Consider the following 15,200-nt stretch of genomic DNA (forward strand, 5'->3'; position numbering starts at 1 on the left):
GTTTAAAATTAGTTAATCATAATCACGACACGGCGGTAGCGTGTTAGCACCGGAACCCCGTTATCAGCACCTTCCACAATCACGTGGTAGCTTTGGCCTTTTTGAGCTGTTTCTGGAATTTTTACGTGCACCTGAGCATCCTGTAAACGCACGTCGGCCTTTCCGCTACCCGCCTCCTCATACGGCCAAGCCTTGAATTGAACCACAGAATTTTTATCCTTATCCTGGGCAGAAACATGTAGGGTCAGGCTAGCGCCAGCTTTGGCAAAAAGACGCGTTCCCTCTTTGACCGTAATCCAAGGCGCATGATTCGCCGCTTCATACGGCTTTACGCACCAGGCCGCCCGAGCTAAAAAGTCCAATTGCATGGCTTCTAGCCAGCGGGTTTGCGGGAAAGCTTTATCCATTTTTCCTGTTTCTGGATTCAAATCTGCTGCCGTGTCACCGTCTTCGTACCGAAATGGGTTATCTTTTGATTTCACAAATCGACCACCCCAGCCACCAAAAGAAGGATTTTTATAATTGTCCAAGCCCGTATCCATTAAATTCAAAAATGCAGGGGAATCTCCCTCTGAGATAAAATCATAGGTTTGAAAAACGCCTTGTGGCTTATGAATGCGCAAATCACCGTGTGTATTTTCTTCGTCGCCTTCTTGTTTCTGGCCATCTCCGTAAGAATAATATTTTTTCAACAGCGGTCCATGCTCATGAATTAAAGGCCCCATAAATGCCCCTTCAAAGTATTTTTGGAAAGCTTTTGGAACTTGTCTCTTCCATGGATAAGCCATGCACCAAAATTGATTTGCATTGTAAAACACACGGATTTCTGGCCAGTTGACACCAATGTAATTTTTATAGGTAGCGTCCTGGTCCATAATCGTATAAATAATGGCCTTCTGAGAAATTCTACGTTTGATTGCAGACCAATTTGCCTTTCTTGAATTTTCTTCTTCTATGGATTTTAAAGCCCTTGCAATAGTATTTGTTCCACCCCAGGCTTGTAAATAGATTTCCTCGGAATCTGTTTCATCCATCAATTTTTGTTTGATTAATTCGGAGCCCTCTGTAATCTTGGACATTTCCCCCTCAAATTCAATGTTACCCACTTTTACTAAGGATTTCAGGTAATTAGGTGTAGGATACAGCTTACTATGAAGAACCAAATTCGGGTAAACCTTTTCGTATTGATTTAACAACTCTTGAATCCAAGTAACGCCCGGCCAGCGCAAGGATGTTCGAGGTTTTGGGTAGATTTTTTTTGTCATATCCATCTCAGAGGAGAATAAAGTCCCTTTCCCATCACCACTGTAATGCCACATCGAACTCGAATACACCAATCCTTCCACATGAAACTCATTCGTGTACAACAACATGCGAATAAACGTATCCACATCGTCGATCTCCCCGTCGGTCGTCACAATCGTCCGAGGTAAATTTCCTTTCGCAAAGCTCCCAAAGCTCAGCAACATCGCCGTCAGACATAACAAGATCTTTTTCATATTAATAGGTATTTGTTTCAATGATTTCTTTCCAGGTTTCGTAAGCCACTTTGATCGCTTTATGCGAAGTCGTGGAGGCCAAAGAATCCGCTTGAATCAGCTGTTTCAAGGCCTTCAAATTAGGGTAAAGACCCACCTGGAGCCCGGCTAAAAATGCGGCTCCTTGGGCAGATATATGCGGATTGTCTTGTTGGTGAATAGGCGCGGCCAACAAGCCTTGCAGGCATTTTTGCACATAGCTGTTCCGGGACAAGCCTCCGTGCATCGCAATCTGCTGTATGTTTGTGCCAAAATCCGCTTCCATGGCATCCACCACAGCCTTGATCTGAAAGGATATACTTTCCAATGTCGCCTTAATCAGGTGCGCAGGCTTGGTACCAAACCGCATGCCCACAAAGGAAGCCTTGCGATCCATTTGCCAAAAAGGCGCCCCCAAACCACTAAAGGCAGGAACTAAATATACCCCCGGATCTTCTTCGACAGATTCAGCTATCGAGGCAGAAGCACGCACATCGTCTAAGATGCCCATATCTTTTTTCAACCACTCCATCATGGAACCACAGGCAACAATCGCACCCTCCCAAGCATAAGCTACTTCGTCCTGGGTACTCCAAGCAATGGTGCTCAACAAGCCTTGCGTGGAAACGCGTGGCGCATTGCCTACGTGCATCAACAACGAGCAACCTGTTCCCAAAGTCATCTTTGTATCCCCTTCCGCAAAACAGGTTTCCCCAAACATCGAGGCATGTGAATCCCCGATCATCGCAAGCACCGGTATGCCATCCGGCGCCAAACCGAATAAATCTGTTTGGCCAAAATCATCCGAAGAACGCTTCAATACTGGCAAATGCAAGGAGCTTAATCCCCAACGTGCCAATATTTCCGTGTCCCACGTCAAGGACTCTAGGTTAAAAAACAAGGTCCGACTCGCATTCGTCAAGTCACACGCAAACGAACGTCCTTGCGTCAATTGAAATAAAATCCAAGTGTCCACGGTACCGAAATACAATTCCCCCGCTTCGAGCGATTGGCGAAGAGATGGGTCGTTTTCTAGCAGCCACAAGACTTTCGTTCCTGAAAAATAAGGGTCAATCAAAAGGCCCGTCCGGGATTTGATCCAGTCGTTTTGATCCTGTAGCTTTTCACAAATCGCGGTGGATCGTTTGCAAGCCCAAACAACGGCTGGACTCAGCGGCTTACCCTGCGCATCCCACAAAACAAATGTTTCGCGCTGATTACTAATCCCAATTCCCTTAATGCTTTTCGGATCCATGCCAGAAAGGCAAGCCTTCACCGCGTTTTCCACACTTTGCATCAAGGCAAGCGGATCTTGCTCCACATGTCCATTCGGGAAATACGTTGTTTCGAGATTGGCGAGGCCTTGTGCCACCACTTCTCCGCGCACATTCATCAGCAGCGCTTTGGTACTACTTGTTCCTTGGTCAATCGCTAAAATCAAGTCCTCCATCTTAGTTCGATTTTTGATTCATTTTATCTACAATCACGGCCAACAAAATCACCAGCCCTTTCACTACCTGCTGCCAAAAAGGGGACACATTCAACAAGACCAATCCATTGTTCAACACACCAATCAAAATAGCTCCGATGATCGTACCTTTGATGGAACCTTGACCGCCCGACAAAGACGTTCCGCCAATCACAATAGCCGCAATGGAGTCCAATTCATAATTCATACCGGCATTAGGCTGCGCAGAATTCAGCCGCGAAGTAACCAAAACCCCACCAATGGCGGCCATCGCTCCTGACAAAGCATACACGAGCCATTTCACCTGTTTGATGGGAATCCCAGATACCAAAGCCGCTTTTTCATTACCCCCAATCGCATAGATAAAGCGACCTAAACTCGTCCGATTCGTGATCACCACAAAGACCAAAATCAAAAATGCCGAAATCCAAACGGGGACGGGAACGCCCAACAACCAGGCCGCGCCAATCTGCTCAAAATCTGTCCCTAAATCGGAAATCGGTTGGCCCTGCGTATATAAAAAACTAAGCCCACGCGCAATGGTCAGCATGGACAGCGTCGCCACAAAAGGAGGAACCGAAAAGCGGGTAATGACCCAACCGTTAAAAAAGCCCAAGGAAGTCCCCACCAAGATCGCGGCCAACGTAGCTCCCAAAACGGTAAATCCGACCCAAAGATCCAATACCGGAAAGGCTAACCCGAATTTCAATAAACCCGCACAAATGGCGCCACTTAAACCTAAAATTGCCCCAACAGACAAGTCAATGCCGGCAGTCAAAATGACCAAAGTCATCCCGATGGACAGACAGAGGTTGACGGAGATTTGGCGTAATACATTCCACAGATTTCCCGTGGTTAGAAATTTATCAGACACCACACTCAGCACGACCATGAGTAGAAATAGGGCGATGAGGGACTGTGATTTTTTGAGTAGTGAATTTGATATCATAGGATAGGTAGAGCTTCTTTTAATAAATTCGATGCGTTCAGGTGGGAACCCGTCAATTCTGCCTGAATTTGGCCTTGACACATCACGAGTACACGATCCGCAAGGGCCACAATTTCAGGTATTTCAGACGAGGCAAAGAGGATGCAAGTTCCCTCCGCCGCGATTTGTTTCATTAACTGATAAATTTCATCTTTGGCTTGAATGTCGATACCGCGCGTCGGCTCATCCAACAAAAGGATCGTAGGCTTCGTCGCTAACCATTTTGCTAGAATGACTTTTTGTTGGTTACCGCCGCTCAATTTTCCACACAATTGTTCGATCGACGCACTTTTAATCCGCAAGTCTTGTCGGTATTTCTCCGCCAATTCAGCGTCTTTATCTGCTTGCAACCAATCCCCTAAATGAAGACTCGGCAGGCTGATATTGAATGCCAAATCTTGGTTCATCACCAGCCCGTCTTTCTTTCGGTCCTCTGTTACAAAAGCGATTTGATGCCCGATCGCATCCCCAGGGCACTGGATCGAGCAGGGCTTTCCGTGAATTTGAATATCCATGGACGCTTCTGAAGCATGCATCCCAAAAAGGGTTTCAAGTAATTCGGTCCGGCCCGCACCCATCAGGCCATAGAGACCTAAAATTTCCCCTTGATGCGCTTTGAATTGAATGTTATGCAGTCGGGGTTTCGCATCCGAGGCGCCAAGCGTCAAAGCTTTCACTTCTATTGCCAAAGCTTCCCGAGCAAAGGATTCGGCTTTGGGTTCAATGATGACGTTTCTGCCCACCATAAAAGCAATCAATGCTTCTTCGCTAGTGTCTTTCATTTCCCCGGCAGCAATACTTTTCCCATCCCGCAAAACGTGAAAATATTCCGAAATGCGAAATAGCTCCTCCATTTTATGTGAGATGTACACAATCGTTTTTCCTTCTGCTTGCCAACGGCGTATCAGGGCATGCAAACGATCTATTTCTTGGTCGGACAAAGCGGAGGTAGGCTCGTCCATCAGAATAACGGATGCTTGGCTATGCAAGGCTTTGGCAATTTCGACCAATTGCTGTTCGCTCAATTTTAATTCACCGACAAGCGTTGCGGGCGAAGCGTTCACGCCCACTTCGGCTAATAATTCTACGCAAATGCGGTCCATGGCGGCACGGTCCAACAAGCCCCAGGAATTTGTTATTTCTTTTCCCAAAAACAGGTTTTCGCAAATGCTCAGGTTCGGGAATAGGTTTAATTCTTGGTGAATAATCGCGATGCCTGCTGCTTGTGAGGCTTTCGTATCGGCAAAAGTAATCACCTGATCCAGCAAGCGAATTTCCCCTTGATAGCCTTGGTTAACGCCCGAGAGAATTTTGAGCAAGGTGGATTTCCCGGCACCGTTTTCCCCGAGTAGGGCATTGACCTTCCCAGCTTGGAAAGACAAATTCACCGCATCCAATGCTTTCACACCGGGGAATTCCATCGTTAAGTTATGAACAGCTAACATCTCAGTGCTTGATTTCTACAGGGTAAATCGTCAACGAAGTCACGGGCAAATCGCTAGGTGCGACCTCACAAGCACCCACATAACTAATCTCATCGCCGACCTGAATACCCTTCATTTCCGCAGGGATTTTGGTTTCACGTAGATGCTTATTTAAGGCTTCGGTTAAGGCATTTAAGTCTTTCTGGGACTTAAAATCTTCTAAATGAATCATTCGAGAGGCGTCCCGCACCTCATTCCCAAAAATGAATTGCGTATCCAAACCTGAGCCATTGTCTAATAGCACATACCCATCTCGAATGGAGCTAATCCGCGCCTTTCCTTTGACTAGATAATAGGCCGACTCCCCGATACCTAGGCGATTACCTAATTTTTTCTGTGTATTAGTTAGATTATTGTTTAATTCTTTAATTAGTTGCTGGTCTTCGGTCAATACCGGATTATTCAAAACCCCTTGTACAAGTATTGCCTCCACCCGTTTGCCAAAATCCTGCACACCTGAAGCTTGCTGTGTACGCGTGCTCAATTTTTCAAAATAGACGGATTGATAGCCTAAAACCAGCAAAACTAAGATTCCGATGCCCTTTTTCATATTAAAAATGTTTGGCTGTTTTTGCGTTCACGAGATTCACACCTACGGGGATGTGTTGCGGAAAGGACTTCCGACCTTTAAAAAATTCCACGGCAAAAGTCGCGGCCGTTTTGGCCATGACCTTAGGGTATTGCATGCCTGTGGCAACAATCTTACCTTCTTTAATTTTTTGGACAACCTCATCCGCACCGTCGAAACCAAAGACTTTAATTTGCTCCGACTTCCCTGCCGATTGAATCGCCTGAAAAGCACCGAGGGCCATGGCATCATTGCCACAAAAAACCCCTTGAATACTGGGATTCGCCTGCATCATCGATTCCATGACCTCCATCGCCTTATTGCGGTCAAAATCACCGTTTTGTTGGCCTAGCAATTTCAAGCCTTTGAATTTATCCACAACAGTATGAAAACCATTGGAACGCGCATAGGTATTGTTATCGCCTGCTAAACCCAAAATTTCCACGTAATTCCCTTTCCCATGCAATTGCTTGACAAATTCCACACCGATCGCCACACAACCCGTGTAGTTATCGGATAATATTTGGCTCGTAGCCGCATCGTTTGAATTAACCTCCCGGTCCATGCAGAAAACGGGTATTCCAGCTTCTTTAGCCTTTAGGATATTGGCAATGGAACCATCCGCATCCGTGGGGTTAAACAGAATAGCATCAAATCCCGAGGAAATCAAGTTTTCAAAATGATCTGATTCCACGGCGGGGTTATTTTGGGAGTCAAAAAGCTTCGCCTCATAGCCGAGTTTTTCGGCTTGTTGGACCGCCGATTCACCCAAAACGACAAACCAAGGATTGTTCAGCGTCGAGATGACCACGGCAATTTTGGGTTTTTCGGTGGACTCTTTCGAGCTGCAGCCTGCTAAGAACAGTCCCAAGAAAAGGAATATGTATTTCATCGATTTAATAGGTTTAAAGCCACGCCTTGGATGCCTGCACCCGAGAGGCCATAATGGTCAAAAATCTCCGTTTGAGAACCCGTAACGGTATATTCATCCGGGAAACCCATGATTTGAAAAGGAACAAAAAAGCCTTGTTGGAATAAATATGACCCAACCGCCTCACCCAAACCACCATGCACAGAATGTTCTTCCACCGTGATGATGGGTTTGCCAGCGGCACCCAGATTGGCCAACAAATCCGTATCCAAGGGTTTAATCGTATGCAGGCTAATCACTTGGGCGGAAATGCCTTGTTCGGCCAAAAGTTCTGCCGCTTGCAAGCAAGGCCAAACGGTTTCTCCCGTGGCAATCAAAGACAGATCTGTACCTGCACGAATGATGCGACCTTTCCCGATTTCGAAATTTGGCGAGAGGCTTTGGCCTAAATCCGGCATGTTTTTCTTTCCAAAACGGATGTAAATCGGCTTATCCGTCGCGGCAGCATAGCGAATGGCTTGCTCCGTTTCAAAGGCATCTGCCGGGACTACGATGGGCAAATTATGGATCGCACGCAAGGCGGCAAAATCGTGTAAACTGTGGTGCGTACTTCCCAGCGCACCATAACTCACACCCGCTGAAATCCCGATTAAACGCACCGGATTATCGGAATACGCGACATCGTTTTTGATCTGTTCCAGGGAGCGGGCCGTCAAAAAACAGGCCGGGGAAACCGCAAAAGCTTTTTTACCCATGGCAGCTAGTCCAGCCGCTACGCCTACAAGGTTTTGTTCCGCTATGCCTATTTCGACAATTTGGTCAGGAAATTTCTCTCCGAAGGGCACCAACTTCCCGGAGCCTCGCGAATCAGAGGTCACGGCTACGACCTGGCGATCTTGCGCGGCAAGAGCTTGTAGAGTTTCTGAAAATACTTCTAAGTTCGCTTTCATAATTAGGCTAATTCCACTAATGCTTGTTCAAATTGTGCTGGGTCCGGAACGCCGTGATGCCATTTGGCCACGTTTTCCATGTAAGAAACGCCTTTCCCTTTGACGGTATGCGCGATGATAAACGAGGGTTTCCCGGATTCAAATGGCAGGTCATCAAAGGTCTCTACCAACTCCTCGATATCGTGACCATCCACTTCTTTTACTGACCAGCCAAAAGATTCAATCTTCTGCTTAATGGGTTCTAGGCCCATCACTTGGGCATTGGGCCCAGAAATCTGCAATTTATTGTAATCCAAAATCGCACACAGATTATCCAATTGATAGTGCGCTGCAAACATCATCGCCTCCCAGTTAGAGCCCTCCGCCATTTCGCCGTCCCCTAAAATCGTGAACACCTTCAGGTCAGATTGGTCTTTTTTTGCAGCGAGCGCATTGCCCGCACAGATGGAAAGTCCATGTCCCAAACCACCTGTATTCTGTTCCATACCGGGGATTTTTTTCGTGGGGTGGCCGATGTACGGAGATTGGTATTTCCCCATACTTTTCAAGTCATCAAAAGGAAAAAATCCCTGATCCGCCAGCACGACATACAAGGCCTCCACGGCATGCCCTTTGCTTTGAATAAAGCGGTCGCGCATGGGATCAGTAGGCGATGAAATACGCAAAACGTGGTTATACAAGACATTCAACAGGTCTATGATGGATAAACAGCCGCCGGTATGACCGGCTTTGGCTTGGTAAATCACTTCGATGATCTGCTTGCGGTATTGTTTCGACTTCGCTTTTAATGCTTCGATGTTCATGATTGATGTTTGTAAATATCCCAACCCATGTAGTTCCCCAATGCTTCTTCTAAGATGTCCGCCGTCTTCGAGGCATTCATCACGACGTGGTGCTCAAATCCATTTTTACACACATAATTCATCAATTTTTGCAAGTCGGGAATTTGTGCCACCGCACGGTTTCCGAACGTAGCCAAAGGATCATTGGTCAATTCTCCTTCGCCTATATAGGCCTTGATAATTCCCTTCGGATCGTCTGTGCTGATGCGGCCGAATGTCAAAGGCATGGCAGGCGTACGACCATCCAAAGCGCCATAGGTATTTTCTACTCCTACTGAAGTACCTAAAATAGGTGCGTTGGAGATTTCAATATCCGGCAAGAAAGACTTCGCCCAGTTGCCGCAGTGGAACAAGACACATTTGTCCGGATCCTCTGCATAGTTATTATTCCAATCGACTAAAGCGGATGGTGACGACGAAGCTAATTGCATAGCGTACATACTCAAGGTTCCAGTTACGTCGACTTCGCAGGCGCTTGGAAGCATGTTTTCGCTCATGATACTCATGCTCGTGCAGACATTACATCCGTAATTTTGTTGCAAGGAAGTCCAGCATTGAATAGCCGTTGCGTCCAAATCGTATTCTTGCATGAATTGCTTGAGAACGACGTCCAGCTTGGCGATTTGTAGCATGGCTTCGTTTGGCGTTTTTCCTTGAGGAGCATACGATTTAATGCTGTCTAAATGGTCTTTTACCACCTGATCGTTCGCGGTCAATTTATTGGCTTTGCCTAAAATCTCCGACAAATCTACCGTCGTAACCGTGATGCCATTGCGTTGCAAAATTTTCTCGGAATAGCGTACCGTATTGAAAGCGCCAGGACGAGCCCCCACGGCACCGATTCGAACAGATTTTAGGCCTTTGACGACCCGACAAACCGCTACGAATTTCAATAAATCTTGTTGGAAAATCGGACTTTGTGGCGATGAAACGTGCTGGGTCGTCAAGGAATATTTGATGCCATATTGGTACAAATTATTACAAACAGAGATCTTTCCACACCAAGCATCTCGGCGATTCACCACATTCATTTTCGCTAATTCATCCGGATAGGCTTGTACGAGTACAGGTACATTTAAATCAGCCAGTTTCAGCGTATCAGCCACACCTTTCTCATCTCCAAAGTTGGGCAACAACACCAAAATTCCCGAAATCTCATCCCGATGCTTTTTAAACAATTCGGCACAGGTTTTGGCTTCTTGGAAGGTTTCTATTCCGCCTAATTTACTTTGGTTGGTGTCCAATAAAATGGCTTTTAGCCCTAGTTGTTTGAATACGTCCAAAATTTCCGTCCGCGCTTTTTCGACAAGGCTGTCTGGGAAAAAGTCGCGATTCCCGATGATGATGCCTAAGCTTGCTTGTGTTTTCATTATTCTGCGATTACTAATTCGATGTCATTACTTCTAAAATGTTCTTTTTCGGCCTCGCTGATTCCGGCGTCCGTGATGACGGAATCAATGAGGGAGAGGGCGCCTAGGCTCGCGAGGGAGCTTTGGCCAATTTTCGTGGAGTCGGCCACGAGGTATATAGTTTCCGCCGCATCGATCATCGCTTTTTTAACAACGAGATCGCTGATGGACGGATAGGTGAGACCTGATTTCAGGGAAATGCCGGCGGTGGCTAAAAACAATTTTTGAACGTTCAGTCCTTTGAAGAAATCGGCGGCTTTCTGCCCGGTGAGGGATAGGGTGGGGGGTTTAAATTCGCCACCGGTGACGATTAATTCAATGCCGGGCTCGGAGCCTAACATCATCGCGATGTTGAGGGCATTCGTGATAACGGTAAGGTGTTTGAAACCGATGAGATTTTTGGCGATTTCAGTCGTGGTGGAACCGGAGTCCAGGATGATAGTATCGCCCACTTCGATGAATTCCATGCACTTTTTGGCGATGAGGGCTTTTTTATCCAAGTTTTCTTGGTTCATTAAAGCTAGGCCGCGTGCGGAATCAAAGGCATTTTTTAAAAATGCGCCGCCATGTTCTTTGATGATGAGCCCTTCGGCTTCGAGCTTTTCGAGGTCTTGTCGGATCGTTACTTCCGTGACCTTGAACAACTTAGCCAGATTGACTACCTTGGCAGAGCCATCTTCTTTGAGCAAGTCGATGATTTTTTCCCTTCGTTGGTTCGGCAACAGCATCTTTCGTTTATTTTCGTTTTTGTACAATTCGAAAATAAACGAAAATTATGGCAAATAAAAAGAAACGTTCAAAAAGTAGATTGGACAACGTACATTTGTAATCAAATCTTTGGCATGAAATCGCATTCCATTATTCCCTATTATTTCGAAGGTGACGGTGTTATTCCCAATAACTACTTACCCGTTTTGATCTATAAGCAAGTCATGCAGGATTTTGAGGCAACTTTTCGGAAAAATGCTTGGTCAAATAATTGGAAGGATATCGTTTTGCCTTACGACCATTTTCATAGTAATACACATGAGGTATTAGCATTGGTAGAAGGAACGGCCAAATTAAAAATCGGCGGTAAACATGGAATCGAATTACGCGTAGAAACGGGCGATGTCATCATTATGCCTGCAGGGGTGGGGCATTATTCGGTCGACAACTCGCTAAGGTATCAGTTCGTGGGAGGATATCCCAATGGGGCAGATTGGAACTTGAGACAAAGCTTGGAGGAAGATGCTTTAATACTTGACGAAATTGGCAATATTCCACTACCAACTACGGATCCCATTTTTGGGGTGGAAGGGCCTTTGTTTGATTATTGGAAGTAAAACAGTCCCATGACTAATTTTTACGCATTGAAAATGCCGCTTTATCCATTTTAGGAGGATTTCCAAGGGTATAATTAAAAGCAACACTATTTAAATAGGCAAAAACCTTTCCTATTTTTTCCTTGCTCATTCCTACATAATGCGTAACCTCTTCTTTCTGTTCGAAAAGGTTTCCAGAGGTGCTGTATGTCCTATCTAATTTTAACACTATCAAATATACTATTAAATTATATTTTATTTCTCTCAAGCCCCAAAGCCGTTGGCAGCCCATCCAAACTGATCAAATTATTCTCATCGATGTAATGACTCAAGCCTTCTGAACCTTTTTGAGCGGCCCAAGAAAAATGTATATCGCGATGTTCGATAAAATCATAACGAGGGACGCCAAAACCACAAGAACTTTGAACCAATTCTACATCAACGACAATGATTTGACGCGTACTTTCATAGACATCAAATCCTCGGGAATAAGTGTCCCATTTTTCGTTGGAAGGTAAAATGGTTTCACCCTTCCCATATAATTTTAATATCAAGGGCTTCTTGTCAAAAGAACAAAACATGATGGTTATCCGGCCATTCTCCAAGACGTGAGCCGACGTTTCATTGCCCGAGCTGATGACATCTATATACGCCACTTGATTGGGATTTATTACCCGAAAGGAGTCTAAACCTTTCGGCGAGACATTGATATGCCCATCCCCTGAAAGTGGTGCTGTACCCACAAAATACATGTGTTGGTTTTTGATAAATGCCTTTTGTGTCGCTGAAATCTGTTTATAAAACTCGCCCATGAAATGAAAATTAAGTATGCTCATTTAAAAATTAATAATCAAAAGGTGCAGCTACCCAAAACATTGATGAACAACAAAAAAGGCGTCCGTCGATTGACGGGCGCCTAGTGCAATTTGGATCCCTTAGTAGCTTGAATGTTGAGTCCATTTCCATTATTTTAACTTGCCGGTGTCAAAAGGTACATGATTTCTATTTTCCTAAAAAATCAACTATCAAATTGGAAATCAGCGTTGGTTTCTCCATAAATACCATATGGCTCGTATTGGGTAAAATCGTTAATTGACTACCGGGAATTGTCCTATAAATATGTAAACCATGTTCCAATTTAGTCACGTCCTTATCACCATAAACGATTAAGAACTTACTTTTGATTTTACTTAAATGGTCATTACTTATCACCTCTTTGGTTATCCACATATCCTTCAACTGCATATACGATTTTTGCCAATTATTTCTGTTAGGAGATAATTTCAAAAAATCCTTTAACCAATACTCTTTAAATTCTTCAGATATAGTTTCAGGAGTCCATTTCTTCATGGCATCTATAGCTCCATCAGGATATCCGTCTGTATCACTATTTGAACCACTAACAATCACTTTTTTAACTTTATCCGGTCTGTCATAGGCCAAAATATACGCAGAATTTCCACCATCACTCCACCCTAAAACATATACACTGTCTAATTTCATTTGGTCAATGAACGCTGAATAATAATCGGCATAAATTTGATAACTAATGGCATCAATCTGCTCAGACCTTCCTTGGCCAGGACTATCAATAGCAATAACTCGATAGTTTTTCGATAATGGCCCTATAACTTGATTAAAGTTACTAATAGACCCAAAACCTCCGTGTAACAATAAAAGTGGAGTTCCTTTACCATATTCCTCATAATAAACTTTTGCTCCTTTGATCGTAACATATTTGCCATTGTTCGAACCGTAAGGGATTTGAGCATAAAGGGTTTGGGATAGAAATAATATCCCTAAGAATAGCATTTTCTTCATTTGAATTGAATTTATGATATGATTTATTGCCTGATAAAATGAAAGGTCTACCGAAACTGTAATCATGTTAAGGTTGACTGCGAGCCATAAATTCGGGATTTATTGCAACACTTCACTAATTTGAACTATTGGTTGACTATTTGTATAGTTGGGTATATCTGCATTCAATTTTGCAGATACTTCTCCATTCATTGCCTTTTGGAATGACGCAATAGAATCAAAGTACAAGTAGCCGATAGCTAAATATGGTACAGGTGCATTAGGAACTCCACTTGCCAAACCCTTATCAATGGCAATCGCTTTTAAACTATTTCCTAGTAAAGACTTTGCCAAAGACATGTGTTTGCTTGCATAATAATCCATGTTAAATGTCTTGCCTTCTCCATTGGGATAATAGATGCCAACTTTAATCATTCCTTTAGTAATTTTTGGCGATTCAGAAGCACTTTGGGCAAATGACACCTGAATCATCAATAAAAATACAAGGGTTAAAACGCTAAATAATTTTGTTTTCATAATGGGTAAATTTTTAAACTCGTTTTTTCATGTGGGTTCTGCTCCACTATAGATTAATTAAACAAACATTACTTCCAAAAATATACCGGATCCAACTTGCGATAAGGTTTACCGAGGTAACGTAAGATTTCAGCATGCACAAGTTCGGGCTCCTCCCATGGAGAAATATGCGTTGCATCGGGCACAATATAGAGTGATGCCTGCGGCAAATTTTTATACAGCGCAATCGTATGTTCTATCGTAAACATATCATGATCACCCGCCATCACTAAAAATGGTACTTGAATCGAATTTAATTGGGCTAAGGTAATCTTTGGGTTGTTGTATGCATTGTCTGTGGCCTTCTTTTTAGCCGATGCAATTTTACTTTTATCGGGTGCCATACGCTCGTAGGTGCTAAAATACTTCGCCAATTCTTTCTTCGTTTTGGCGAAAAGCGGATCTGCCGGATTCATTCGCCAAGTTGTATCAACTCCAATAAATACGCCTGAAACCTCTCCCGTGAAATTAGCTCCCAGAATCACTGCTTTATTTATCTTTTCGGGATGTATCAACGCAAGCTCCAATGCAATGTCACCTCCGTCACTCCAGCCAACAAACTTGGCCTTCTTAATCTGAAGTTTATCCATGAATCCATTGACATCTAAGGCCATTTGCGCATAGGTCAATACCTTTTCATCACTATCTGTTGTTCTTCCTTGCGAACGAGAATCAACGGCAATCACTTGATATTTTTTAGAAAACGCCTCAATCATTCCTCCCATCATTTCTGATGATCCATAGCCACCATGTAGTAGAATGAGAGGCTCCCCCTTTCCATATATTTCGTAGTACATGGAAATGTCGCCAACTTGAACGCGCTTCCCAACTTTCGTATTGGAGCCATAAGGGATTTGAGCAATAAGGGTTTGGGATAGAAATAATATCCCTAAGAATAATAGTTTCTTCATTTCATAATATTTAAAGACTAAAAACAACTAAGCTTTTTATTTACTGAGGCAAATCAGAATTATTCATTTCACGATGAACTTTCCATTTTCCGTTTTCTTTTTTCCAAACGATTAAATATTTCCCGTTGCCAAAACTTTCTCCACTTTTTGTTTTAAAAACAAAAACACCTTCCTCTGTCAGGTAATTTTCATCTCCCCAAACTTCCATGGTTGTGATTTTAAGTCCACCTACATTCGTATTTCGGATAAATGCTCCCCATGCCTTGATTAAATTTTCCTTCCCTTTTATCGGTTTCTGATGGTCCGCCATCAAATAGCCATCCGTAGAATAAATGGACGCAATTCCCACAGAATCTCCATTTGCCATGAAATTTTCAGCTTCACGATTTGCTGCTTCAATTTCACTTTTTGCCTTTGCTAAATCGAAGCTTGATTTTGTGTCGGATTGACAAGAAAACAAGCTTGCGACAATGACTGCTGAAAATAATAGTTTCTTCATTTCAATTGAATTT

The 15,200-nt window shown here is 43.9% G+C and carries 17 protein-coding genes; 1 reads left to right on the plus strand and 16 read right to left on the minus strand.

Features of this window, described 5'->3' with window-relative positions; genetic code table 11:
- Positions 1 to 8: 8 nt before the first annotated feature.
- Genes SKC38_RS00955 through SKC38_RS01000 form a run of 10 tightly spaced genes read right to left on the minus strand, consistent with a single transcriptional unit; the run spans position 9 to position 10,825 of the window.
- Positions 9 to 1,499, minus strand: a complete 1,491-nt coding sequence (locus tag SKC38_RS00955; protein WP_377974308.1) for a DUF1593 domain-containing protein — start codon at positions 1,497 to 1,499, stop codon at positions 9 to 11.
- A 1-nt stretch (position 1,500) separates the two neighbouring features.
- On the minus strand, positions 1,501 to 2,967 hold the full coding sequence (locus SKC38_RS00960) for an FGGY family carbohydrate kinase (RefSeq protein WP_377974309.1): 1,467 nt from the start codon (positions 2,965 to 2,967) through the stop codon (positions 1,501 to 1,503).
- A 1-nt stretch (position 2,968) separates the two neighbouring features.
- Positions 2,969 to 3,934, minus strand: coding sequence for an ABC transporter permease (locus SKC38_RS00965; protein WP_377974311.1), 966 nt, complete (start codon positions 3,932 to 3,934; stop codon positions 2,969 to 2,971).
- On the minus strand, positions 3,931 to 5,418 hold the full coding sequence (locus tag SKC38_RS00970) for a sugar ABC transporter ATP-binding protein (RefSeq protein WP_377974313.1): 1,488 nt from the start codon (positions 5,416 to 5,418) through the stop codon (positions 3,931 to 3,933). Before SKC38_RS00970 ends, SKC38_RS00965 begins: the two co-directional genes overlap by 4 nt.
- A 1-nt stretch (position 5,419) precedes the next feature.
- Complete coding sequence (locus tag SKC38_RS00975; protein WP_377974315.1) at positions 5,420 to 6,007, minus strand: DUF2291 family protein; 588 nt, start codon at positions 6,005 to 6,007, stop codon at positions 5,420 to 5,422.
- Between the two features lies 1 nt (position 6,008).
- The gene (locus tag SKC38_RS00980) at positions 6,009 to 6,917 is read right to left on the minus strand and encodes a D-ribose ABC transporter substrate-binding protein (RefSeq protein WP_377974317.1); all 909 of its coding nucleotides are present in this window, start codon (positions 6,915 to 6,917) and stop codon (positions 6,009 to 6,011) included.
- The gene (locus tag SKC38_RS00985) at positions 6,914 to 7,846 is read right to left on the minus strand and encodes a transketolase family protein (RefSeq protein ID WP_377974318.1); all 933 of its coding nucleotides are present in this window, start codon (positions 7,844 to 7,846) and stop codon (positions 6,914 to 6,916) included. The genes SKC38_RS00980 and SKC38_RS00985 overlap by 4 nt, the downstream gene beginning before the upstream one ends.
- Positions 7,847 to 7,848: 2 nt before the next feature.
- Entirely contained in the window at positions 7,849 to 8,649 is an 801-nt protein-coding gene (locus tag SKC38_RS00990; protein ID WP_377974320.1) for a transketolase, read from the minus strand.
- A complete protein-coding gene (locus SKC38_RS00995) occupies positions 8,646 to 10,058 on the minus strand; it encodes an L-fucose/L-arabinose isomerase family protein (RefSeq protein WP_377974322.1) in 1,413 nt (470 codons plus the stop codon). Before SKC38_RS00995 ends, SKC38_RS00990 begins: the two co-directional genes overlap by 4 nt.
- Positions 10,058 to 10,825 carry a DeoR/GlpR family DNA-binding transcription regulator gene (locus tag SKC38_RS01000; RefSeq protein ID WP_377974323.1) on the minus strand — a complete coding sequence of 256 codons (768 nt, stop codon included), beginning with the start codon at positions 10,823 to 10,825 and terminating at the stop codon, positions 10,058 to 10,060. Before SKC38_RS01000 ends, SKC38_RS00995 begins: the two co-directional genes overlap by 1 nt.
- 114 nt (positions 10,826 to 10,939) lie before the next feature.
- Between SKC38_RS01000 and SKC38_RS01005 the strand changes: the two genes are divergently transcribed.
- On the plus strand, positions 10,940 to 11,422 hold the full coding sequence (locus SKC38_RS01005) for a cupin domain-containing protein (RefSeq protein WP_377974325.1): 483 nt from the start codon (positions 10,940 to 10,942) through the stop codon (positions 11,420 to 11,422).
- A gap of 13 nt (positions 11,423 to 11,435) precedes the next feature.
- On the opposite strand, the gene SKC38_RS01010 is transcribed toward SKC38_RS01005, so the two are convergent.
- From SKC38_RS01010 to SKC38_RS01035, 6 genes are all read right to left on the minus strand, one after another.
- A complete protein-coding gene (locus SKC38_RS01010) occupies positions 11,436 to 11,630 on the minus strand; it encodes a hypothetical protein (protein WP_377974327.1) in 195 nt (64 codons plus the stop codon).
- Between the two features lie 19 nt (positions 11,631 to 11,649).
- Complete coding sequence (locus SKC38_RS01015) at positions 11,650 to 12,237, minus strand: pyridoxamine 5'-phosphate oxidase family protein (RefSeq protein ID WP_377974328.1); 588 nt, start codon at positions 12,235 to 12,237, stop codon at positions 11,650 to 11,652.
- 166 nt (positions 12,238 to 12,403) lie between these two features.
- Entirely contained in the window at positions 12,404 to 13,222 is an 819-nt protein-coding gene (locus SKC38_RS01020) for an alpha/beta fold hydrolase (RefSeq protein ID WP_377974330.1), read from the minus strand.
- A gap of 99 nt (positions 13,223 to 13,321) precedes the next feature.
- On the minus strand, positions 13,322 to 13,738 hold the full coding sequence (locus SKC38_RS01025) for an EthD family reductase (protein WP_377974332.1): 417 nt from the start codon (positions 13,736 to 13,738) through the stop codon (positions 13,322 to 13,324).
- A gap of 68 nt (positions 13,739 to 13,806) precedes the next feature.
- Positions 13,807 to 14,688 carry an alpha/beta fold hydrolase gene (locus SKC38_RS01030; protein WP_377974334.1) on the minus strand — a complete coding sequence of 294 codons (882 nt, stop codon included), beginning with the start codon at positions 14,686 to 14,688 and terminating at the stop codon, positions 13,807 to 13,809.
- A gap of 40 nt (positions 14,689 to 14,728) precedes the next feature.
- Positions 14,729 to 15,187 carry a YybH family protein gene (locus tag SKC38_RS01035; RefSeq protein ID WP_377974335.1) on the minus strand — a complete coding sequence of 153 codons (459 nt, stop codon included), beginning with the start codon at positions 15,185 to 15,187 and terminating at the stop codon, positions 14,729 to 14,731.
- Positions 15,188 to 15,200: the final 13 nt, after the last annotated feature.

Source organism: Aquirufa echingensis (assembly GCF_042714525.1).
In the GTDB taxonomy this organism is placed as follows: Bacteria; Bacteroidota; Bacteroidia; order Cytophagales; family Spirosomataceae; genus Aquirufa; species Aquirufa echingensis.

Excerpts from the sequence above, each read along its gene's own strand:
- SKC38_RS00965 (WP_377974311.1), bottom strand. The coding sequence starts at position 3,934 with ATGATATCAAATTCACTACTCAAAAAATCACAGTCCCTCATCGCCCTA.
- SKC38_RS01015 (WP_377974328.1), bottom strand. The coding sequence starts at position 12,237 with ATGAGCATACTTAATTTTCATTTCATGGGCGAGTTTTATAAACAGATT.
- SKC38_RS00960 (WP_377974309.1), bottom strand. The coding sequence starts at position 2,967 with ATGGAGGACTTGATTTTAGCGATTGACCAAGGAACAAGTAGTACCAAA.
- SKC38_RS00985 (WP_377974318.1), bottom strand. The coding sequence starts at position 7,846 with ATGAAAGCGAACTTAGAAGTATTTTCAGAAACTCTACAAGCTCTTGCC.
- SKC38_RS00970 (WP_377974313.1), bottom strand. The coding sequence starts at position 5,418 with ATGTTAGCTGTTCATAACTTAACGATGGAATTCCCCGGTGTGAAAGCA.
- SKC38_RS01000 (WP_377974323.1), bottom strand. The coding sequence starts at position 10,825 with ATGCTGTTGCCGAACCAACGAAGGGAAAAAATCATCGACTTGCTCAAA.
- SKC38_RS00980 (WP_377974317.1), bottom strand. The coding sequence starts at position 6,917 with ATGAAATACATATTCCTTTTCTTGGGACTGTTCTTAGCAGGCTGCAGC.
- SKC38_RS01005 (WP_377974325.1), top strand. The coding sequence starts at position 10,940 with ATGAAATCGCATTCCATTATTCCCTATTATTTCGAAGGTGACGGTGTT.
- SKC38_RS00975 (WP_377974315.1), bottom strand. The coding sequence starts at position 6,007 with ATGAAAAAGGGCATCGGAATCTTAGTTTTGCTGGTTTTAGGCTATCAA.
- SKC38_RS00990 (WP_377974320.1), bottom strand. The coding sequence starts at position 8,649 with ATGAACATCGAAGCATTAAAAGCGAAGTCGAAACAATACCGCAAGCAG.
- SKC38_RS01035 (WP_377974335.1), bottom strand. The coding sequence starts at position 15,187 with ATGAAGAAACTATTATTTTCAGCAGTCATTGTCGCAAGCTTGTTTTCT.
- SKC38_RS00995 (WP_377974322.1), bottom strand. The coding sequence starts at position 10,058 with ATGAAAACACAAGCAAGCTTAGGCATCATCATCGGGAATCGCGACTTT.
- SKC38_RS00955 (WP_377974308.1), bottom strand. The coding sequence starts at position 1,499 with ATGAAAAAGATCTTGTTATGTCTGACGGCGATGTTGCTGAGCTTTGGG.
- SKC38_RS01025 (WP_377974332.1), bottom strand. The coding sequence starts at position 13,738 with ATGAAAACAAAATTATTTAGCGTTTTAACCCTTGTATTTTTATTGATG.
- SKC38_RS01020 (WP_377974330.1), bottom strand. The coding sequence starts at position 13,222 with ATGAAGAAAATGCTATTCTTAGGGATATTATTTCTATCCCAAACCCTT.
- SKC38_RS01030 (WP_377974334.1), bottom strand. The coding sequence starts at position 14,688 with ATGAAGAAACTATTATTCTTAGGGATATTATTTCTATCCCAAACCCTT.